16 protein-coding genes (1 of these 16 running past the window's edge) are annotated in these 21845 nt (G+C 51.7%); 12 read left to right on the plus strand and 4 right to left on the minus strand.

Annotation, left to right across the window (positions count from 1 at the left end):
* A protein-coding gene (gene wecB / locus BST81_RS09950) for a UDP-N-acetylglucosamine 2-epimerase (non-hydrolyzing) (RefSeq protein WP_075598381.1) crosses the window boundary here: on the minus strand, positions 1-524 show its 5' portion. 586 nt of this gene lie to the left of the window's left edge; only the first 524 of its 1110 coding nucleotides appear in the window; the start codon lies at positions 522-524; its stop codon lies off the left edge, out of view.
* A gap of 476 nt (positions 525-1000) precedes the next feature.
* Here wecB and BST81_RS09955 point away from each other — a divergent pair, with 476 nt between their 5' ends.
* Together BST81_RS09955 and BST81_RS09960 are read left to right on the plus strand one after the other, a co-directional pair.
* Positions 1001-2347: a type IV pilus twitching motility protein PilT gene (locus tag BST81_RS09955; protein WP_075598382.1), complete on the plus strand. Its 1347-nt coding sequence runs from the start codon at positions 1001-1003 to the stop codon at positions 2345-2347.
* Positions 2348-2449: 102 nt separating this feature from the next.
* Complete coding sequence (locus BST81_RS09960) at positions 2450-3262, plus strand: circadian clock KaiB family protein (RefSeq protein WP_253188200.1); 813 nt, start codon at positions 2450-2452, stop codon at positions 3260-3262.
* Here the strand turns inward: BST81_RS09960 and BST81_RS28010 are convergent.
* Positions 3249-5105, minus strand: a complete 1857-nt coding sequence (locus BST81_RS28010; RefSeq protein ID WP_171974713.1) for a hypothetical protein — start codon at positions 5103-5105, stop codon at positions 3249-3251. The genes BST81_RS09960 and BST81_RS28010 overlap by 14 nt on opposite strands.
* Positions 5106-5446: 341 nt before the next feature.
* Here BST81_RS28010 and psaA point away from each other — a divergent pair, with 341 nt between their 5' ends.
* Both psaA and psaB read left to right on the plus strand, forming a co-directional pair.
* Complete coding sequence (gene psaA, locus BST81_RS09975; RefSeq protein ID WP_075598386.1) at positions 5447-7708, plus strand: photosystem I core protein PsaA; 2262 nt, start codon at positions 5447-5449, stop codon at positions 7706-7708.
* 24 nt (positions 7709-7732) lie between these two features.
* Positions 7733-9961, plus strand: coding sequence for a photosystem I core protein PsaB (gene psaB, locus BST81_RS09980; RefSeq protein ID WP_075598387.1), 2229 nt, complete (start codon positions 7733-7735; stop codon positions 9959-9961).
* A 72-nt stretch (positions 9962-10033) separates the two neighbouring features.
* Here psaB and BST81_RS09985 read toward each other — a convergent pair whose 3' ends face one another.
* Positions 10034-11671 (minus strand): acetolactate synthase large subunit, encoded by a 1638-nt coding sequence (locus tag BST81_RS09985; protein ID WP_075598388.1) that lies wholly within the window; start codon positions 11669-11671, stop codon positions 10034-10036.
* Between the two features lie 74 nt (positions 11672-11745).
* On the minus strand, positions 11746-13137 hold the full coding sequence (locus BST81_RS09990; protein ID WP_075598389.1) for an NAD-dependent succinate-semialdehyde dehydrogenase: 1392 nt from the start codon (positions 13135-13137) through the stop codon (positions 11746-11748).
* 910 nt (positions 13138-14047) lie between these two features.
* On the opposite strand from BST81_RS09990, the gene BST81_RS09995 reads away from it, so the two are divergent.
* From BST81_RS09995 to BST81_RS10030, 8 genes are read left to right on the plus strand one after another with little or no spacing between them, the layout of a single operon-like run.
* Positions 14048-15373 carry a hypothetical protein gene (locus BST81_RS09995; protein ID WP_216351282.1) on the plus strand — a complete coding sequence of 442 codons (1326 nt, stop codon included), beginning with the start codon at positions 14048-14050 and terminating at the stop codon, positions 15371-15373.
* A gap of 36 nt (positions 15374-15409) precedes the next feature.
* The gene (locus BST81_RS10000; RefSeq protein WP_075598391.1) at positions 15410-15988 is read left to right on the plus strand and encodes a hypothetical protein; all 579 of its coding nucleotides are present in this window, start codon (positions 15410-15412) and stop codon (positions 15986-15988) included.
* Positions 15989-16017: 29 nt separating this feature from the next.
* Positions 16018-16851, plus strand: a complete 834-nt coding sequence (locus tag BST81_RS10005; protein ID WP_075598392.1) for an ABC transporter permease — start codon at positions 16018-16020, stop codon at positions 16849-16851.
* A gap of 14 nt (positions 16852-16865) precedes the next feature.
* Positions 16866-18134, plus strand: a complete 1269-nt coding sequence (locus BST81_RS10010) for a polysaccharide ABC transporter ATP-binding protein (RefSeq protein ID WP_075598393.1) — start codon at positions 16866-16868, stop codon at positions 18132-18134.
* A gap of 49 nt (positions 18135-18183) precedes the next feature.
* Positions 18184-18957, plus strand: a complete 774-nt coding sequence (locus tag BST81_RS10015) for a TylF/MycF/NovP-related O-methyltransferase (RefSeq protein ID WP_083636768.1) — start codon at positions 18184-18186, stop codon at positions 18955-18957.
* 7 nt (positions 18958-18964) lie between these two features.
* Positions 18965-19912, plus strand: coding sequence for a methyltransferase domain-containing protein (locus tag BST81_RS10020; protein ID WP_075598394.1), 948 nt, complete (start codon positions 18965-18967; stop codon positions 19910-19912).
* 50 nt (positions 19913-19962) lie between these two features.
* Entirely contained in the window at positions 19963-20715 is a 753-nt protein-coding gene (locus BST81_RS10025) for a class I SAM-dependent methyltransferase (protein WP_171974715.1), read from the plus strand.
* Positions 20712-21821, plus strand: a complete 1110-nt coding sequence (locus BST81_RS10030) for a glycosyltransferase family 4 protein (protein WP_216351283.1) — start codon at positions 20712-20714, stop codon at positions 21819-21821. The genes BST81_RS10025 and BST81_RS10030 overlap by 4 nt, the downstream gene beginning before the upstream one ends.
* Positions 21822-21845: the final 24 nt, after the last annotated feature.

Consider the following 21845-nt stretch of genomic DNA (forward strand, 5'->3'; position numbering starts at 1 on the left):
TTACCAGTCTGGTGAATTGCTCCCACTACCCCCGATCGTTGTAAATTTTCCACAGCTAAGGTAGTGGGGGCAAAATGGAATTGCGTCAATTGAGAAATCAGCCGCCGGTTTGCCTCTTCTGGATAAGGGTTAAATAGATCGTCTGTACGCAAGCCCGCTTCTACATGGCCTATGGGAATTTTCTGATAAAACGCGGCTAAGGCTGCAGCTAAAGCTGTTGTTGTGTCCCCTTGGACCAGAACAATCTGAGGTTGAATTTGAGCAAACAGGGTTTCTAGGCCTTGCAAGCTACGACAAGTAATGTCTGTCAGGGTTTGACCAGCCTGCATGATGGCTAAATCATGGTCTGCTTGCAAATTAAATAATTGCATGACTTGATCAACCATTTCTCGATGTTGACCGGTTAAGACAACTTGAGTGTCAAATTGAGGCGATTGTCGAAATAGGCGAATTACAGGGGCCATTTTGATGGCTTCCGGACGAGTGCCCACTATCAAACAAACACGTACAGTCAATGGAGGCATGGGAAATTAAATCAGCTTTCATATAAATGAGCCATATCTACCATACAGGCTAATGGCTTTATCCCGAGGGCTGCTACGAAGCCTCTACCTATTGCTTGAGAGCGCATTGGTATCCCTGGATAGCATCTTGAGAATTCTGGTTGCTATCTGTTGAGCACTAGTTTGGGTGCATTGAATGCTTGGGAAAACTTATCGGGAGAGCAATCACCAGGTTAGGCTGGAATGAGGTCGATGTATTGTGCTGGTCAAACGCCACCAGTCCAACTTGAAGTGAAGGCTGGTCAGGACTTCTTTTATGAAGATGTGCCATCTCACAAAAATTTATAGTTAATTTAGATCAGAGAATCGTTGGTTTACTTTAAGCTACAGAGAACCTTGAGAATAGGTTCCTATACTTATTGGGTTGGTTAACTTGATCTTGTGTCTGCGTTAATCCGTTCCTCCGCATCTCCCCAGCCTGCATAGAGAGTTAGCATATGACAGAACCACAGCGCCCCCCCGTTCCTCCTCCGCCTGCGTCTGCTCCTCGCGTTCCGCCGCCGCCACCCATGCGGCCTCCTGCTGGTGCTGGTGCTGAGGCAACTCAGCGGATGCCTTCTCCGGCTGAGGCAACTCAGCGGATGCCTTCTCCACCTATGCCAGCTGCAGCACCGCCTCAGAATGTCGCTGCACCGGCACCAGTATCAGCACCGCCAGCACCGAGTCACCGTCCCAGTGCCCCTCCTGGTATATCAACTTCTGCTAGAACTACACCTAGTTCTGGCTCCCCTACGTTAGAGCAGCTAGTCCGAGAAGCTTACGAAAAAGGCTATTCAGACGTCCATTTGGGCGTTGGTGAGGTGCCCCGCTTCCGAAATCGGGGTGAAATTGATCCGACAAACTATCCAGTCACGGATGAAGTGACCTTTATGAGTTGGCTGCGCGAGATTCTAAGAGAAGAGGAACTGAAAAAATTTCAGGATACCCTGGACTTTGATGGTGCTGCGCAGTATGACTTTGCTCGGATCCGGATCAATATTTTTGATTCTCTGCGGGGACCCTCTATGGTCTTGCGGTTGATTCCGATGAAGATTCTGACGATGGAAGAGCTCAACCTGCCAGAGGTGTTCAGGGATATTTGCCACTATCACAAGGGGTTGATTCTTGTAACGGGTCCGACTGGTTCTGGTAAGTCAACGACTATGGCAGCCATGATTGACTACATCAATAAAGAGATGCCGAAAAACATCATTTCTATTGAGGATCCAGTTGAATTTGTGCATCAAAGCCGCCGATCGCTGATTAAGCAGCGGGAAGTTGGTATTCACACCATGAAGTTTGATAATGCTCTGAAAGCTTCTCTGCGGGAAGACCCAGATATTATTCTGATTGGGGAAATGCGGGACCGGGAAACGGTTAATACAGCATTGAAAGCAGCTCAAACCGGTCACCTTGTTTTTGGAACCTTGCACACCAACAGTGCTGTTAAAACCATTGAACGGATTTTGAACCTTTATAACCCTGAAGAGCAAGGACCCATGCGGATTCAAATTGCTGAATCTCTGGTTGCGGTCATTGCCCAGGCTTTGGTACGAACTACGGATGGAAAACGCGCGGCCATTCACGAAATCATGATTAATACAGATGCCATTCGAGACTGGATTAAGAGAGGTGAAGTGGATGAAATTGAGGCGATTATTCCCAAGTCAAACTTCGATGGTATGGTGACAATGAACCAATCCCTCTACAGGCTTTATGAGGCGGGCCGCATTACTGAAGAAACGGCCCTGGATGCATCACCTAAACCAAATGAGATGGCGCAAACCTTGCGTGGTCGTGTTTAAGGAGACTGTTGACCTTGCTGTCCCCCCTGGAAAAACAGGGGGGCTGATGGAATGGAATTATCCGTAGCGAAAGCTTAGAGAGGAAAAATTCGGGAAGTGTCCTTGTCTTTGCCTCCAACTTTTAAGGGAATTGCCCTCTTTACACCGGGAGCAGATTTAGTTTACTGCATTGATCCCAACAAACAGAATCGCTGGCATCTTCAACTCTGTGCGGCACTTCAAGAATTTTTGGGTCTTCCTGAACCCCCCCATTTTTTGATTCCTTGCTATACAGCGACCCTTGACCTTTGGCTGAATCCCAGAACTCAGCAAATCGAAGTGTTTGCTGAAGCTTACCCCTTGGTGTTGCGCCATCAGACCCTCTTAAATGCGGTCTTTGGCACGGACAACCTGACCTGGAAGGCTGCAGAGAGAATGGAGGGGGCCTGTGACCCTGTCGTTCTGTCTACCTACCGAGCTCAATTTCCTCAATTATGGGAGGAGCATGATCTGATCCTGCGGATTGATCAACTTAACCGTGAGATTTCATCAGTCTGGCTACAGCGATCGCCCCCCAATCACACCAGTCTGGATGTGCAGCTTTTAAAGTATCCCTTCGAGCCCAGATCTGGTAGTGCCGAAACAGCAGGATTAGCTCAGGGAAATTCAGCTCAGGGGTACGTTTTAAGGTTGTTTGTCTCTGGTCATCATCCTGGGACTGAAAAGGCTCTGCAGCGGTTGCATCAGGTGCTTGAACGATCGCTTCAGTTACCCTACACCCTGAAAGTGATTGATGTCCTGAAGTATCCAGAACTGGCTGAAGTCGATCAAGTTTCTGCAACCCCCACTTTAGTAAGAGCCTGGCCTTTACCAGTCCGCCGTCTGGTTGGTGAGTTAGATAATTTGGACAGAGTTCTCCAGGTTATTGGTTCATAAAAGGACTGGGCACGATTGTCCTGGCTTCATCTTCTGATTCGTGCTCAGGTGAGTCTTCTATCACAGTCAATGTTGTCTCAGGAGAGGGCGTTTCTTCTTCGTGGGCTGTAGACGGTGCTATTGGGGATGGCATGGCTGGATCCAGGTTGATGCCGGGAGAAGCAGGGGAGCGGCGGAAGCGATTAAGCATGGGATCAACCTTGACTGCTTTCAGCTTTTCCCTCAGCCCTGTTAGGGTGGCCTCCACAGATTGATTGGGTCTGGCTGCCTCAGGGGTTGGCCTGGGTTCCATCAAGGCAGGCTCGGCTGGCTCAATTTCTGAGGGTTCTGGGGAGATGGTAGGAATTGGGGTGGGAGTTGGTGTGGATTGACGAAATCGATTCAGGACGTTGTCAACTTTGACGGTTTTCAGCTTGTCCTTTAGGCCTGTAAGAGCTGCCTCAACAGACCGACTGGGCTGGGTTGCTGCAGGCTTTGGGGTAGGAGTTGAGCCAACCGCAGTAGACTCTGTAGTCTCGGTGTCTGGGGTGTCTGGAGAGATTTCAGGCGTAGGACTGGGAGTGGTGGTGAATTGGCGAAACCGATTCAGGAATCTGTCGGGTTTTTGTGGTTGCGCGGAGGATGGGGACCGTTCTTCTTCCCCTAAAGCGGGAAGCTCTCCCGGATGAGCTGTGCTAGGGGCAACCGACGGTGAAACTTCAGCAGGCATCATGATGGGTTGAGGAGATGGGAAGGAAACCTCTTCGGCCTGAGTCGGAATGGAAACGGCTGCTCTGGGGGTCACCTCTGGAGCAGATGTTGGGACGGGGGTTGGAACTGGAGAGGGAGTTGGAACTGGAGAGGGGGTTGGTGTGGGTTCAGGGGTTGGTGTGGGTTCAGGGGGGGCAATATAATCAGGATCGACAATCCCTCTCGTCTGAAGGACAGATAGCTCGTTCCGGAGGAGTTTAGACAAGGGATCTTGTCCATTGGGCTCGTAATGAATGACCTGTACCGTGCTGTTAAACACATTTTTGATCACTTGCCCCTGATCATTCAGAACCTCCAACTGAACCCAGTTTTTACCTGGCTTGAACCCCTTGAGATATAAGGGCTGCCAGCGATCGATGAGGAAACTGTCCCCATTAATGGTGCAGCGGATTTTCCAGTCAGGAACATCGTCTGTAGAATCTGCCCTGGCTACCAGATGAATTGGAGCATTGGCGAGGTAGAAATCTAACAGGATGGGTTCTGCGCCATAAGTTCCGATCGGTTGCCCATAGGTAAGTAGGGGGAGCCCTGGATCAGGGATTTGTTCCTGGGTTTTAGCGTAGATGTGAAAGGTGACTTGAGCATAAGCCCCTTCGTTTTTGAAGCTTTCATCCCAGGGGTGGGCCGCAACGACACGCAGAGTATGGCTTCCTGGAGCTAAGTGTTCCATGAGTAAAGGCTCATCAACTTGATAAACCGTTTTGTACAGTTGGTGATCTAGAAAGACCTGTAGATGGGGACCTAATTTGAGCTGTTTATCTTGGAACAAAGGGAGGTCGCGGGACTGGAGGCGTACCGTAATACTGTCTTCTGACAGAACTTGATCGGGACGGGGGCTTAAAATCTTGACCTGGGGCTGATAGGTTTCCAGGTTCTGGCGCAGTTCCTGCAGAACTTTCGGTGGTGCAACTTCAGCAATTTTGGCTGAGACCCGATTAATCGTCTGCCGACTTCGAGATGGAGTCTCAGAATTGAACCCTCCAGAGGAGTTAGATCCACTGGAACAGGCCAGCAGGCTCAGCATTAGACCTACTGCCAGCACAGATAAAATCAGATGTTTTAAGACAAACCACTGCCGTTTGATCGAATACACGCAGCAAACACTCCTGAGAAATCAGCCCCTCGAGGTAACTATAGCCGACTGGGTCTACCAACTTCATATCTGCCCCAGGGGCAAATCCTTCATCTTTAGACATTACAACGGGATACGGACCATTGAAATTTGTAAATGCGTTCTATACAGCATCTTGATTTCTAATTGTGAATTGGCCGCAATTATAGGTATAGTCTGGCTTTACTCAGTTTGAATTATTATTAAGTGCTACAAAAGACGATGTGACGAACGACTTATAATTCACGTTGAAACTCTCCCCAGATGAATTTCTGGGGTGGATTAATCCTCGTTCCTTCCTTGTCTAAGAGAGGAGAGTCTCAATGGCAGTTAGTCCACAGGAGCGAGAGTCAAAGGCAAGAGTTGTCGTCGATAACGACCCCGTTTCCACTTCCTTCGAGAAGTGGGCACAGCCTGGTCACTTCGACCGTACCCTTGCCCGAGGCCCCAAAACCACCACCTGGATTTGGAACCTCCACGCTCTCGCCCATGATTTTGATAGTCATACTAGTGACCTGGAAGATGTGTCTCGCAAAATCTTCAGCGCACACTTCGGCCACCTGGCTGTTGTGTTTGTCTGGTTGAGCGGCATGTATTTCCACGGTGCTCGTTTTTCAAACTATGAGGCCTGGTTGGCTAATCCGCTTGCAGTTAAGCCCAGCGCTCAAGTGGTATGGCCAATTGTTGGGCAAGAAATTTTGAATGCAGATGTTGGCGGCGGCTTCCATGGAATTCAGATCACCTCTGGATTCTTCTATCTCTGGCGGGCTGCTGGATATACAAATACATTTCAGCTTTACTGCACCGCGATTGGCGGTCTGGTAATGGCTGCTCTAATGCTGTTTGCTGGCTGGTTCCACTACCACAAGCGGGCTCCAAAGCTGGAGTGGTTCCAGAATGCTGAGTCAATGCTCAACCACCATCTGGCTGGTCTGTTTGGTCTGGGCTCCTTGGCCTGGGCTGGTCACCAAATCCATGTGTCGTTGCCGATCAACGCCATGCTGGATGCTGGTACCCCTGCTAACCAGATTCCTTTGCCCCATGAGTTCATCCTGAACTCCAGCTTGATGGCGAAAATCTACCCCAGCTTTGCTGAGGGCCTGACACCATTCTTCACGCTGGACTGGGGTAAGTATGCAGATTTCCTGACCTTCAAAGGGGGTCTGAATCCAGTTACAGGTGGCTTGTGGTTGACCGATACGGCTCACCATCACTTGGCGATCGCCGTCATGTTCATCGTTGCTGGCCACATGTACCGTACGAACTGGGGTATCGGTCATAGCATCAAGGAAATGCTGGAAGCCCACAAGGATCCCGTCATGATCTCGGGTGAGGGGCACAAGGGTCTCTATGAAGTGCTTACCACTTCCTGGCATGCCCAACTGGCCATTAACCTGGCGATCGGGGGTTCTGTGACCATCATCACGGCCCAGCACATGTATGCGATGCCACCTTATCCATACATTGCTACTGACTACGCAACTCAGCTCTCCATCTTTACCCACCACATGTGGATCGGCGGCTTCATGATCGTCGGTGGAGCTGCTCATGGTGCCATCTTTATGGTGCGTGACTATGATCCGGTTGTGAATCAGAACAACGTTCTAGACAGTATGCTTCGGCATCGGGATGCGATCATTTCCCATCTGAACTGGGTTTGTATTTTCCTTGGCTTCCATAGCTTCGGACTTTACATTCACAACGACACGATGCGAGCTCTGGGTCGTCCCCAAGACATGTTCTCTGATTCTGCAATTCAGCTGCAGCCTATCTTTGCCCAGTGGGTTCAGCATCTGCATACCCTGGCACCCGGTGGTACTGCCCCTCAGGCTTTGGCTCCGACCAGCCTTGCCTTTGGTGGTGATCTGGTTGCCATTGGTGGCAAAGTGGCCATGATGCCGATCACCCTCGGTACGGCTGACTTCCTGGTTCACCATATTCATGCCTTCACCATCCATGTGACGGTATTGATTCTGCTGAAGGGTGTTCTGTTCGCCCGTAGTTCTCGTCTGGTGCCTGATAAAGCTAACCTTGGCTTTGGCTTCCCTTGCGATGGCCCAGGTCGGGGTGGTACCTGTCAGGTTTCTGGTTGGGACCACGTTTTCCTCGGTCTGTTCTGGATGTACAACTCGATCTCAGTTGTGATTTTCCACTTCAGTTGGAAGATGCAATCTGATGTTTGGGGTTCTGTATCACCCGACGGAACTGTTTCCCACATTACTAACGGCAATTTTGCCGAAAGTGCGTTGACCATCAATGGTTGGTTGCGTGATTTCCTGTGGGCGCAAGCTTCTCAGGTGATTGGCTCCTACGGTTCAGCTCTGTCTGCTTATGGCTTGCTGTTCCTAGGTGCGCACTTTGTGTGGGCGTTCAGCCTGATGTTCCTGTTTAGTGGTCGCGGCTACTGGCAAGAACTGATTGAGTCTATTGTTTGGGCTCATAACAAGCTGAAGGTAGCGCCTTCTATCCAGCCTCGCGCTCTGAGCATTATTCAGGGTCGTGCTGTTGGGGTGGCTCACTACCTACTGGGAGGAATTGTGACCACTTGGTCGTTCTTCCTGGCTCGCATTATTTCAGTAGGATAAGGGCGAGGAGGATTCTGTAACCCTATGGCAACTAAATTCCCTAAGTTTAGCCAGGACCTCGCTCAAGATCCGACAACTCGTCGGATCTGGTACGGGATCGCCACGGCTCACGACTTTGAAAGCCACGATGGCATGACCGAAGAGAATCTGTATCAGAAGATCTTCGCGACTCATTTCGGCCACGTTGCAATCATCTTCCTGTGGGCATCCGGCCTCCTGTTCCATGTCGCCTGGCAAGGTAACTTCGAGCAGTGGACCAAAGATCCGCTGAACGTTCGTCCCATCGCTCACGCGATTTGGGATCCCCACTTCGGTAAGCCTGCGATCGATGCCTTCACCCAAGGCGGTGCTTCCGGGCCGGTTGATATTGCCTACTCTGGTGTCTACCATTGGTGGTACACCATCGGGATGCGTGCTAACAGTGACCTCTATATGGGTGCTGTCTTCCTGCTCATCCTGTCGGCAATCTTCCTGTTTGCTGGCTGGCTGCACCTGCAACCCAAGTTCCGTCCCAGCCTGGCCTGGTTTAAGAATGCTGAATCTCGCCTGAACCATCACCTGGCAGGTCTGTTCGGTGTTAGCTCCCTGGCTTGGGCCGGTCACCTGATTCACGTTGCGATTCCCGAATCTCGCGGGCAGCATGTGGGTTGGGACAACTTCCTGAGCACCATGCCTCATCCTGCCGGTTTGGCTCCGTTCTTTACCGGTAACTGGGGTGTCTATGCTCAGAGCCCTGATACTGCAAGCCATGTTTTCGGTACCTCTCAGGGTGCTGGAACGGCAATCCTGACCTTCCTAGGTGGGTTCCATCCTCAAACCGAGTCTCTCTGGTTGACGGATATGGCTCACCACCACCTGGCGATCGCGGTGTTGTTCATCGTTGCTGGCCACATGTACAAGACCAACTTTGGGATTGGACATAGCATCAAGGAAATTCAGGAAGCCCATAATCCACCCAAGGGCACGCCTTTCGGTGGCATGATTGGCGACGGTCATAAAGGCATTTATGACACCTACAACAACTCGTTGCACTTCCAGTTGGGTTGGCACCTGGCTTGCCTGGGTGTTGTGACCTCCTTGGTGGCGCAGCACATGTACTCGATGCCTTCCTATGCCTTCATTGCGAAGGATTTCACGACCCAGGCTGCGCTGTACACCCATCACCAGTACATTGCTGGATTCCTGATGGTTGGTGCGTTTGCTCACGGTGCTATCTTCTTCGTTCGGGATTACGATCCAGAAGCGAATAAGAATAACGTTCTGGCCCGGATGCTGGAGCACAAAGAGGCTCTTATCTCTCACCTGAGCTGGGTTTCCCTCTTCCTGGGCTTCCATACCCTGGGTCTGTACGTCCACAACGATGTTGTGGTTGCTTTCGGAACTCCCGAGAAGCAGATCCTGATTGAACCCGTGTTTGCTCAGTTTATCCAGGCTGCCCACGGCAAGCTGCTGTATGGCTTCGACACCCTGTTGTCTAATCCTGACAGTATTGCCAGCACCGCTTGGCCCAACCATGGTGATGTCTGGTTGCCAGGTTGGCTGGATGCGATTAACAGTGGTGCAAACTCACTGTTCCTGACGGTTGGCCCTGGCGACTTCTTGATTCACCATGCGATCGCCCTGGGTCTCCATACCACCACTTTGATTCTGGTCAAGGGTGCGTTGGATGCTCGCGGTTCAAAGCTGATGCCGGATAAGAAAGATTTCGGCTACAGCTTCCCCTGCGATGGCCCTGGCCGTGGCGGTACCTGCGATATCTCCGCTTGGGATGCGTCCTACCTGGCCACCTTCTGGATGCTGAATACCATTGGTTGGGTAACCTTCTACTGGCACTGGAAGCATCTGGGTATTTGGCAGGGTAACGTTGCTCAGTTCAATGAGTCCTCGACTTATATCATGGGCTGGCTGCGGGACTATCTCTGGTTGAACTCGGCTCAGCTGATTAATGGGTACAATCCCTACGGCATGAACAATCTGGCTGTTTGGGCCTGGATGTTCCTCTTTGGGCATCTGATCTGGGCGACTGGATTCATGTTCCTGATTAGCTGGCGTGGTTACTGGCAAGAGTTGATCGAGACCCTGGTTTGGGCTCACGAGAACACTCCGCTGGCCAACCTGGTCCGCTGGAAAGACAAGCCTGTTGCTCTGTCTATTGTTCAGGCTCGTCTCGTCGGTCTCACCCACTTCGCGGTTGGTTACATTGTGACCTATGCGGCATTCCTGATTGCTTCAACAGCAAGTAAGTTCGGTTGATCTAACATCGGCAGTTAGTTAGCCAAACAAAAATCCCCTATCTTCGGGTAGGGGATTTTTTTTATGGTTTCTTCAAATATGGCAGCCTAGAACCTGGGATTTCTGGGTAAAGAGCAGGTTCTCCCGGTAATCGACAGGACAATCGATGACTGTGGGAATGGGTTGGAGGAGTGCTTCTTTGAGGATGGGAACCAGATCGGTTGCTGCTTCTACCCGATAGCCCTTTAAGCCCATACTTTCTGCCAGTTTGACAAAATCTGGGTTGCCGAATTTGATGAAGTTAGATTCCCCGAAGTGGTTTTGCTGCTTCCATTCGATCAGGCCATAGCCCCCATCGTTGAAGATAATCGTGACGAAGGGAGTGCCAACCCGCAATGCGGTTTCCAATTCCTGACAGTTCATCATAAAACCCCCATCCCCAGTCACAGCCACCACTTTGCGATCGGGATAGACCAGTTTGGCGGCAATTGCCCCTGGAATGGCAATTCCCATGGCAGCAAAGCCGTTGGAAATAATACAGGTGTTGGGTTGATTACAGTGGTAGTGTCGAGCCATCCACATCTTGTGGGCTCCAACGTCACTAATCGCGATGTCTGCTGGCCCCATGATCTGGCGCAAATCATAAATCATCTTTTGGGGTTTGACGGGGAAGCCTGCGTCATTGGCATAGTATTCAAAGTCAGCCTGAAGAGAGGCTTTGACTTCAGTCACATAGGGGTCTGCCTTGTCCGGTCGCCGAACTCGGCTGAGAATCTCCTGCAGGGAATCGGAAATATCACCAGTGACTTCTGAAAGGGTGGTGTAGCAACTGTCAACCTCTGCTGGGCTGGCGGCAATGTGGAGGATGGGAATGGTTCCTTCTGGATTCCAGCGTTTAGGCGAATACTCAATGAAATCGTAGCCGATCGCAATCACCAAATCGGCCCGCTCGAACAGGCAACTGATATAGTCCCGTTGCTGTAGCCCGATCGTCCACATAGAGAGGGGATGGGTATAAGGGATGATTCCTTTACCCATAAATGTATTGGCCACAGGAATCTGGAGCTGGGTGGCGAAATTCGTTACCGCTTCGCTGGCGTGGGCTCGAATCGCCCCATTGCCGACCAGAATAATCGGGTGTTGGGCATTAGAAATGGCAGCGGCGGCAGTTTCAATACTGGAGAAGGAGGCGAAAACCTTTTCTAGTTGGCCTGTACTCAGGGCTTCGCCAGGGGCTTCCATGGCCGCAATGTTTTCCGGTAAGTCGATATGAACGGCTCCGGGCTTTTCGCTCTGGGCCAGCTTGAAAGCTTTCCGCACAATCTCTGGTGTGATGCTGGGGCGGACAATCTGGGCATTCCACTTGGTGACTGGTGCGAACATGGCGACCAGATCCAGGTATTGGTGAGAGTCCAGGTGCATGCGATCGGTCCCCACCTGACCCGTAATGGCCACTAAAGGTGCGCCATCCAGGTTGGCATCGGCCACGCCAGTCATGAGGTTTGTGGCCCCTGGCCCCAGGGTAGAGAGACAGACGCCAGCTTGCCCGGTCAGCCGACCATACACATCTGCCATGAAGGCTGCTCCCTGTTCGTGGCGGGTGGTAATGAACTGAATGGAAGAGTTTTTCAGGGCCTGCAGCACCTCCAGGTTTTCCTCGCCGGGTAAGCCAAACACGTAACGAACGCCCTCTTTTTCCAGACATTGGACTAACAACTCGGCGGTGTTCATGGATTTTCTCCTAAACCTTGCATGGTGTGCTGCAGATGGGATTGGCCTGGATAGAAGCTTGATTGATCACGCTTCTATCGGATCCAAACCGTTTTAATGTTGACGAATTCGTGGATGCCCTGGATGCCCAACTCGCGCCCGTAACCAGAGCGTTTGATCCCCCCGAAAGGCAAGCGAGGGTCAGATTTGACGATGCCGTTGATGAAAACAGCACCGGCTTCCAGTTCGCTGACCAGCCGATCGCACTCTTCCGGATCTTGAGTCCAACCGCTGGCCCCCAGACCGAAAGAGGTGCTGTTGGCCAGGTCGATCGCCTCATCCAGGGTTTTGACTCGGAACAGGAGCGCTACAGGGCCAAAAAATTCCTCCTGGTAGGCTGGACTGCCTACAGGAAAGTCAGTCAGGATGGTGGGGGGATAGAAATTGCCCCGTTGCAGGGGGAGATCCAACGTAGCCCGGATGGCCCCCGGATTCCCTCCGGTTAATACCCGTGCGCCCTGCCGGATGCAGGTTTGCACCTGACGATCCAGGTCATTCAAAATGGTGGGAGTGGCCAGAGGCCCGATGTGGGTATCCAGGCGCATGGGATCTCCCAGTTTCAGGGCTTTAAATTTTTCCACCAGGCGCTGGGCAAAAGCATCGAAGAGGGTATCCACGACAATAAACCGCTTGGCGGCAATGCAGGATTGGCCGTTGCCGAGCATGCGAGTGGTAGTGGCAGCAGTGGTCGTCGATTCCAGATCAGCGCTCTCCATGACAATAAAGGGATCGCTGCCCCCTAATTCGAGTACGGTTTTCTTCAGATGTTTACCTGCGTTTGCGGCCAGACTGGCTCCAGCAGGCTCGCTACCGGTCAGAGTTGCGGCTTTTATCCGATCGTCAGCGACCAGATCAGCCACCTGGTCAGCTCCAATCAGCAGGGTCTGGAAAACGCCAGCAGAAAACCCAGCCTGCAGAAAAATACGTTCGATCGCCAGCGCACATTGGGGCACATTGGAGGCATGTTTCAACAGGCCCACATTCCCTGCCATCAGGGCGGGTGCGGCAAAGCGGAATACCTGCCAGAAAGGGAAGTTCCAGGGCATGACAGCCAGAATGGCTCCCAGCGGCTGATAGCGAATGAAACTGGACCCAGCATCTGTGGCGACAGGAACATCAGCCAGAAACTCTGGAGCCTGATCCGCATAGTAGCGACAGACCAGGGCACATTTTTCGACTTCGGCGATCGCTGCGGTCAGTGGTTTACCCATTTCCAGGGTGATCAGCTGACCCAGAGGCTCGCGCTTCTCTTCCAGGATCTTGGCGGCCCGGTGCATCCAGGCCGATCGTTGGGAGAGGGAAGTATGGCGGTATGACTCAAAAATGTATTGTGCAAGTTCCAGTTTCGATTCGATTTCGGCACCGGTTAACGCCTGGAAAACTTTAACTGTGACGCCGGTTGCCGGGTTAATGGTGGCGATGCTCATCGCAGGATGACTCCAAGTAATAGGGTGCAGGCTTCCCGTTAAGTTGCGAGTGACACTATAAGGCTGGGATCTGGACGGAGAAGAGAATCGATCACGGGGCTGTAGCCCGGGAGTGCAAATCGATATTCATAAGGTAACGGTAAGTGGAGGCTGAGACCTTTCCTTTTTATAAAAGCGTCAGCTTTTGCTGGCTGCTGTTTTCTAGGTTATGGCTGTTTTCTAGGCTATGTTTAATTTAATTGTGCCCAGCTCTTGATCCACAGGTATCAGGGGTTGCCCCTTAGCATGGCGTTATTTTTAAGAGCCAAGCTCAAAAAAGAAAATTAAATTTACTTTGGGGGGCATGGGAATGACAGCAATCCTGAGACAGGTAGAGCGGATGTTGCTTCTGAACTCTGGTTCTCTCAAGACCCCTCCAGCAGTCTGTGAAATGCTGCTTTTACCATTAATCGTTGGGGAATCCCGATCACGAATTGCTAAGATTTGAATGCTGGAAAATAAATGATTCTCCCGATTAAATCAATCGAGTCTATCTTTGATACTTTTTGATCCTGAAACTAGGGGTTGTTCAGTGATGAACCTCAACCCTTAAAGGATTCTATTTCATCCCCAGTAATGTAGAGTCACTGCTTTTAATCCTGCCAATATCAACAGATTTTTTCGCCGTCTTGTCAGGTATAGGTTAGCCTATAGCCAGAATTCCTGAAATAGCCAGAATGCTTAATCTGGTTTATGTTGATTTGCCAGAATTCGAATCAGTTTGTGTTAAAAAGTTGAGCAACTATTTCCTATGTGGTGAGAGGAGATGCAGAGCATGGTATCTAAAAGGCATCAAGTGTTAATCAATCAGGCATATGGCTGCCACTCACATCAACAATTAAAGCGAATCAGTCCGATCCTTGGCATTGGGTTGATGATCTTGAATGCTGCCGGTTCTGCCAGTTCCCAAACCACGGCATTGCCGCAGGACTCTGCAGGCTCCTCTTCCAGGGGTGTTGTGAATCGAGACTACAACCGCCTGGGCAGTATTTTGGCTGGTCAAATTAATCAGCTTGGCGGGAACATTGCCTTAAGAGAAGCGAGCCTAGGTGTTCGCTCGGCCCCCCAAACTACTCCGGCAGCACCAGTTTCCACTCGTGTTGCTGTTGTTACCCCTGCCGCTTCGAGCGGGGTGAATCGGGACTATAACAGCCTGGGCAGTGTTGTGGCGGCTCGGATTAATCAACTGGGTGGCAGTGTTGCCTTAACTGAGTCGATCGTAATTAGCTCGAATTCCAGCACCATGCAGCCTTCTGCCCAAGGCGTGGAGTTTTCCAGATTCTCCTCAGGTCCATTAAATTCTGAAATTACCGGATTAACGAATCTTGGATTGGGCCATTCCCTTTCGGGGCGGTCTGAGCCCAGTTCTTCTCGGTCGGCGGTGATTCTGGCTCAGGTGATCCCAGCCAGTGTGGAGAATGCCAAATCCCTGGAACTCATTGCCCAGGCTCCTACAGCCAGCCCTGAAGACATCCAGAAACGGCTGTTGGACTATCAAAGGCTGACAAACTTTGGAGATATTTTCCGTGGGTCGCCAGCGATCACCCTCTCTAACCCCTCTGGGTTCGGAGCGGATGACAACACCCTGTTTGCCTCTGCTACGTTTCAATCCCGAACCCGGTCTACCAATAAAACGGACGGAGCCCTGGGTTTTGGAGTGGGGGTATTGAATTCTGTGGAGACGGTAGGGGTAGAGGCCAGTTATACCATTGCCAGTTTTGGGACCAGTCGTTCATTTGGTGCAGGCGGCTTCAATTTGAAGGTGCACCGACAGTTTGAAAATGATTTCGCGATCGCCCTGGGTTGGAACGGTGTGATCACGATCGACGATCCCTTTGGGGATTTCAAGGATAGTGTGTATGGTGTGGTGACAAAGGTTTTCCGAACCCAGGAGAGTCTTAATGATCCCCTCAGTCGGGTAGCTGTTTCCTTTGGGGTTGGCAGTGGCCAGTTCCGTTCGGAGGCAGATATTCGTAATCGGGTCAACACCGCTGGCATTTTTGGTAGTGTCGCGGTGCGAGTGGTGGATCAGGCCAGTGCGATCGTGGAATGGACGGGACAGGATCTGGCGATCGGATTTTCCTTTGTGCCGCTGAAAGATATTTACTGGACCATTACCCCGGCGGTTCGTGATATTACGGGAGCAGGGGATGGGGCGCGCTTTGTGTTAGGAACCAGTATTGGAATCCAGTTTTAGTTGTTCATCTTGACGTTAGCCGTAGAGTGGAAAGCCATGCGTAAACTATTCCTCTTGAGTCTCGGGCTCTGGGTTCTGGGTGGGGTGTCGTTGACTGCTCCAGCCTTGGCCCAGGTGAGTAATGGGTCGGATGTGAGTGGGACCAACGTGAACAATGGTCCTGCGATTTTTGGGTCCAGTAATGCTGGGGGTAGCTTGTCCGATGTGTTAGCGGCTGCAGGGGCAACGGCCAATGCGGCGGATGGGTTGTTGGGAGGGCCATCGGCCAGTTATCCTACGACTGAAGATCGGGTTGCCAGGACTAAGCAATTGGTGGCTCAGGCACCGCCCCTCAGTCCAGAGACCCGAGATGCGCTGGTGAAACTGCGAGACTATTTGCGCAGCTTGAGTTCTGAGCCCCGGCCCAATCTGAGGGCGATGGATAATAAGGTCCGACCTGCTGTAACCACACTGGCTAAGGATGTGGCTGCTGCTGATGCCGCCTGTAAGGCTCAGGGTGGTTCTGCCTGTGAGACTTATAACGATCTGGCCAGCCGCACAATTGTGTTTCTAGATGCTCTGGATGCCCTGGATGGGGCCTTAAAAGCCAGTCTGCCCATCGCCCGTACTTTCTAGCCCTTTCAGCCGCTCTTTTCAACCTGCCCATGAATGGCTTTCAGCAATCTGAATTAATTATTGAGGCGGGGCGGACAGAAAAGCAGTACTGGCGTGACTTGTGGCGCTACCGGGAGCTGTTTTATTTTCTGGCCTGGCGAGATATTCTGGTGCGTTATAAGCAGACGACGATCGGGGTCGCCTGGGCATTGTTGCGTCCCTTTTTAACGATGATCGTGTTTACGATTGTCTTTGGCAAATTGGCAAAATTGCCTTCAGAGGGGGTTCCCTATCCAATTCTGGTTTTTGCTGCCATGTTGCCCTGGCAGTTCTTTTCGAATGCCCTGGGAGCCTGTAGCGAAAGTCTGGTCAGTAATGCTAACCTGATTGCCAAAATCTACTTTCCCCGCCTGATCATCCCGGCCAGTTCCGTGATCGTCAGTTTTGTGGATTTCCTCATCTCTGGCATTATTCTGCTGGCGTTAATGGCCTGGTACAATTTCGTCCCCCATTGGCGCATTGTCACCCTGCCGATTTTCATTGGCATTGCTTTTGTAGCCGCGATCGGGACTGGCCTTTGGCTAGCGGCGCTGAACGTTAAGTATCGAGACTTTCGTTATATCGTGCCCTTTATCATTCAGTTTGGTCTTTATATTTCGCCAGTGGGATTCAGCAGTAGCATTGTGCCGGAGCGCTGGCGCTTGTTATACTCCCTGAACCCGATGGTGGGGGTGATTGATGGGTTTCGCTGGGCCATTCTGGGTGGGGAATCCAGGCTGTACTGGCCAGGATTTCTGCTCTCTACCCTGCTAGTTTTCTTTTTCTTTATCAGTGGAATTTGGTACTTTCGCAGGACAGAACGCACTTTTGCCGACGTAATTTAAATAGGTCTGAGAATGTGTCTGATACGCTGATTCGAGTTGAAAACCTGGGCAAGCGCTACATCATTGGGCATCAACAGCGAGAACCCTACAGGACCCTACGCGATACCCTGGCTCATCAGTTTCGCGCCTTAAATCGAGTCTTCCTGCAGGCCTTTGGGGACAAGCCTCCCGTATCCCGCTATGAAGAGTTCTGGGCCTTAAAAAATATTTCGTTTGAAATTCAGCGGGGCGATCGGGTGGGGATTATTGGCCGGAATGGGGCCGGTAAATCTACCCTCCTGAAGATCCTCAGCCGAATCACTGAACCCACGATCGGGCGAGTTGGCTTGCGGGGCCGTGTGGCTAGTTTGTTGGAGGTGGGCACCGGGTTTCACCCAGAGCTAACGGGACGGGAAAATATTTACCTGAACGGGGCCATCCTGGGCATGGGCAAGACGGAGATCTCCCGTAAGTTTGATGAGATTGTGGCCTTTGCTGAGGTGGAGCGGTTTCTCGATACGCCGGTCAAACGGTACTCTTCTGGGATGTACGTGCGTCTGGCCTTTGCGGTCGCAGCCCATCTGGAACCAGAGATCTTAATTGTGGATGAAGTGCTGGCGGTCGGGGATATGGCCTTTCAGAGTAAGTGCCTCGGCAAGATGGAATCGGTGGCCACCCAGGAAGGCCGGACGGTGCTCTTTGTCAGCCACAATATGCAGGCTGTTTCCCAACTGACCAATCGCTGTATCGTACTGGCAGAAGGACGGCAGAAGTTTGATGGCCGGACCGAGCAGGCCGTGATGACCTACCTTCTGGCTCAGCGGTCCAGCGTAGAAGAGCCCGCAACCTACCAAGCTCCGGTTGAGAAGGAGAGCAACTATGTGGCTTGGGCCAGGGTTTGTACCTCCGAGCCTCAGGGATTGCATTGTTGGGGAGAAGCGATCGTCTTTGAGTTTGGCCTGGAAATCAACTACCCCCAGGAGAGCTTGTGCTTTTCATTTCAGGTGGTGAATGCCCATCAACAGCCTGTGATTCACCAGTGGATTTTTGATTCGGACATGCCTTTTGGGCGGCAGGCAGGTCTGGTGGTTTTGAAGTGTTGTATTCCCAAGCTCAGGTTGTATATGGGCAACTATGATGTCACAACCTGGTTCTCTGAGAGGCGCGGAGGCGTGATGACCGAGAGCTTAACCAACATTTGTGCGTTTCAAGTGACGATGGAAGGGGTCGCCAGGCAGGAATATGAGTGGCAAATGAATACCTGCGTTTATTTGGAGGATTCGAACTGGGTGATTGGTGGATAGAAATGATCCTGATTGTGAAGGGTAACGAAAATTTTTCTGTGCTAAAGATATGGTCATTAAGAGCTTAATTAAAACCTCACTGAGACGGTTAAACCTGCAGCTAAGTCGAGTGGATGCTGTGCAGCCGCCTATCCATCCGGAATTTCCGCCTGATTTCAGCGCTGCAGAAATCCAGATGATTCAAACGGCTCGACCCTACACCATGACTAGCCTGGAAAGAATGTATGCCCTAATTCAGGCCGTCAAATATATCAGCCAGCATCAAATAGAAGGTGAGATTGTGGAGTGTGGGGTGTGGCGAGGAGGCAGCATGATGCTGATTGCGAATACCCTCAGTGCAATGCAGGATCAAACTCGAAATCTCTACTTGTTTGATACGTTTTCTGGCATGGCCAAGCCCTCCGATAAAGATGTGAGCTATGAAGGGTTATCTGCACTAGAGATCTTTACCGAGAATCATGGTAACGATTCAGGATCTGCTTGGTGTTATGCCTCTTTAGAAGAAGTGAAACAAATCCTGAGTCAGACCCATTACGATCAGCAGAAAATTCATTTTGTTCCCGGTAAGGTGGAGGAAACGATTCCGCAGCAGGCCCCCGAGAAGATCGCCCTTTTGAGATTAGATACAGACTGGTACGAGTCTACCCGGCATGAGTTGATTCATCTCTTTCCCCGCCTTTCAACCCATGGGGTAATTATTATTGATGATTACGGATTTTGGCAGGGAGCAAGGTTGGCTGTTGATGAGTATCTGGAGCAGAATAACCTCAAGATACTTTTGAATCGAATTGATGATACCGGTAGGATTGCGGTCAAGCTCTAAATCTGCAATGGAAGCAACTCCCATCACAGAATTCTTAAAAAGCCCCCTGACTGGCAGGACCAATATCCTATTGGAAACAACTCTGGATTGTCAGAAAATTATCCAGGCTTATCAACAGGATTATGGGGACGCGATCGCCCTAGCGCCATATTTTTCTGACTTAGATCAAGTCAAGATCTATCGATGTCTAGATACGGGATATCGATTCTATTATCCGTTTGAACTGGCTGCTGATAGTGACTTTTATGCCAGGTTACAAACCTCAGGCTCCTATTACAGCCTCAGGCTGGAACATCAGATTGCTACGCAATTTTTCCGACCTTCGGAATCGGTTTTAGAAATTGGTTGCGGGATTGGTTTATTCCTGCAACAGTTGCAGCAGAAGGGACTGATCTGTACTGGTTTAGAGTTGAATCAGCAGGCTGTCCAAACCGCCTGTGCTCAAGGCTTGCATGTGATCAATCAGGAGATTGGTGAACATGCAGAGAACCATGCAGAGAGTTATGATATCGTCTGTTTTTTTCAGGTTCTGGAGCACATTCCCCAGGTACGACCGTTCATCCAGGCTGCCCTGGCTGTCTTGAAACCGGGAGGAAAATTAATTGTGGGCGTTCCCAATAACAATCCATTCCTGTTTGAACATGATTGTTATCATGCTTTAAATTTGCCTCCCCATCACATGGGCTTGTGGGATACCCAATCCTTGACCAGCCTGCAAGATGTGTTTAATCTTCAACTGGATCACCTGCTGGTTGAACCGCTCCAGTTTCAGGATTATGACCATTATTTCAGGCTGCAAGCCGAGCATTTGGCAGCACAATCCTGGTTTCTGGGACAAATCAGCAAGTTTGTCTGGCTGCAGTTGCGGCCTACCCGCATCCGCCTGTGGTTGCAAGCCGTGATGGGTCGATCGCGAGAGGGGCGCAATTTATTAGCGGTTTATACCAAAACCTAGTTTTGCCTGACTATTCTGCCTGACTATGTTGTTTTACCCGGTGCATGCTGATGGTGACTGAAACCTATCCGAGTCGGCCTGATGTCCTGGAGAGGCAGGTTTACCAGCCCCAGTCTCCTCAAGAGGCGTTTATTGTTCCCCTGGTTAAGCATCATGTGGAGCAGGCGTTGGCGATCTGTGGACCAGCCTCCACACCCGTTGCCTGCGTTCTGGATGTGGGATGTGGTCGTCAGCCTTTTCGATCGTTGCTGGAAGGGATGGGCTATACCTATCTGAGCCTGGACGCCCAGCAAAATCCAGAGGGGACGGTGGATGTGGTGGGTGACATCGATCGCCCCCTACCGACCCAGTTAACCCGTGCCCAGCCCTTTGACCTGATTTTCTGCACCGAGGTGATGGAGCATGTGGCGAACTGGACCATGGCGTTTGACAACTTTGCCCAACTGCTCCCACCGGGAGGGCGGCTCCTGATCACCTGCCCTTTCTTCTACCCCTTGCATGAGGAGCCCTACGATTTCTGGCGGCCTACTGTTCATGCCCTGCATTACTTTGGTCGTCAGAGCGGATTTAAAGTGCTGCATCAGGTGCAGGCGGGCGATGGCTGGGATATCCTGGGAACCCTGATCAGTGCCTGTTCCAACGCACCCGTTCGGGCAACCTGGGGCGATCGCCTGCTCAGCCGCCTGGTAACCCATGGTCGAAACCTGCTTTTCCGCTTACTGGTCAGCCAGCGCCTGCAAACTTCGGTGCGTTTGGTGGGGCCGTTCTATCAGGCCAATGTAATGGTGTTTGAGAAATTGTGAGGATTTGTTTCATTGCCGCCAACGAGTATGCCCCCTGGGGTGGAAGCGAGGAACTCTGGTTTCGGAGTGCCCTGCGTCTGGCCCAGCAGGGATTTGCTGTCACCGTTGGGGTGAAAGCCTGGAAGCCTGAAGCAAGCCAGATTGCTGCCCTAGAAGCTGCCAACTGCCAGGTGGTCCGACGCCGATCGCCCACCACCCTGCCCCAGCGGCTGCTGTCCCGACTGCAACGCTGGCAGGGCCATGATCCCCTGCTGGATGACCACAGGCCCGATCTGGCTGTGATTTCCCAGGGGAATAATCTGGATGGTTGGGGCTGGATGGAAGCCTGTCAGGGGCGGCAAATTCCCTATGGGGTGATCTCCCAGGCGGCAGCGGAGAACTTCTGGCCACCGGATGACCTGGCTGTGAAACTGGCTGCCCTGTATCAAGCAGCCCGCAAGTGCTTTTTTGTCTCCCAGGCCAATCTCAAGCTGACCCTCAAGCAACTCGCGATCGACCTGCCCCAAGCCCAGGTGGTGGCGAATCCCTTCAATGTACCCTTTACCACCCAATTGCCCTGGCCCCAGCCGAAGGAACCGTTGCAACTGGCCTGTGTGGCCCGATTAGATCCGGTGGCTAAGGGTCAGGATTTGTTGTTTGAGGTGCTGCGAACTCAAAAGTGGCGCGATCGTCCCCTGCAGATTTCCCTCTTTGGCAATGGGTCCAATCGGCAAACCCTGGAACAGCTACAGCAACTCTGGCAGGTGGACGCCATCCAGTTTGGGGGCTTTGTGCCGGATGTGGTTTCCATTTGGAAGACCCACCATGCCCTGATGTTACCTTCCCGCTATGAAGGCTTGCCTCTCAGCCTGGTGGAAGCCATGCTCTGTGGCCGTCCTGCGATCGCGACGGATGTGGCGGGCATTGGGGAACTGGTCGAGGACAATCGGACGGGCTTTCTGGCTGTGGCTCCCACCGTCGCCTGTCTGGATGAAGCCCTGGAGCGGGCCTGGCAACGCCGTCACGACTGGTACGAGATGGGACAAGCCGCAGCAGTAGCCGTGCGACGGCAGATTCCTGCAGATCCGGTGGCTGTGTTTGTGGAAGAACTGAAAAGTTTGCTATGACATAAACGCAATCCACGGATGCGA

This window comes from Leptolyngbya sp. 'hensonii' (assembly GCF_001939115.1).
In the GTDB taxonomy this organism is placed as follows: Bacteria; Cyanobacteriota; Cyanobacteriia.

Bases quoted from the DNA above. Each gene is read 5' to 3' on its own strand.
- BST81_RS09985 (WP_075598388.1), bottom strand. From the start codon at position 11,671: ATGAACACCGCCGAGTTGTTAGTCCAATGTCTGGAAAAAGAGGGCGTT.
- BST81_RS10005 (WP_075598392.1), top strand. From the start codon at position 16,018: ATGAATGGCTTTCAGCAATCTGAATTAATTATTGAGGCGGGGCGGACA.
- BST81_RS10020 (WP_075598394.1), top strand. From the start codon at position 18,965: ATGGAAGCAACTCCCATCACAGAATTCTTAAAAAGCCCCCTGACTGGC.
- BST81_RS10015 (WP_083636768.1), top strand. From the start codon at position 18,184: ATGGTCATTAAGAGCTTAATTAAAACCTCACTGAGACGGTTAAACCTG.
- BST81_RS10025 (WP_171974715.1), top strand. From the start codon at position 19,963: ATGGTGACTGAAACCTATCCGAGTCGGCCTGATGTCCTGGAGAGGCAG.
- BST81_RS09990 (WP_075598389.1), bottom strand. From the start codon at position 13,137: ATGAGCATCGCCACCATTAACCCGGCAACCGGCGTCACAGTTAAAGTT.
- BST81_RS09955 (WP_075598382.1), top strand. From the start codon at position 1,001: ATGACAGAACCACAGCGCCCCCCCGTTCCTCCTCCGCCTGCGTCTGCT.
- psaB (WP_075598387.1), top strand. From the start codon at position 7,733: ATGGCAACTAAATTCCCTAAGTTTAGCCAGGACCTCGCTCAAGATCCG.
- BST81_RS10000 (WP_075598391.1), top strand. From the start codon at position 15,410: ATGCGTAAACTATTCCTCTTGAGTCTCGGGCTCTGGGTTCTGGGTGGG.
- psaA (WP_075598386.1), top strand. From the start codon at position 5,447: ATGGCAGTTAGTCCACAGGAGCGAGAGTCAAAGGCAAGAGTTGTCGTC.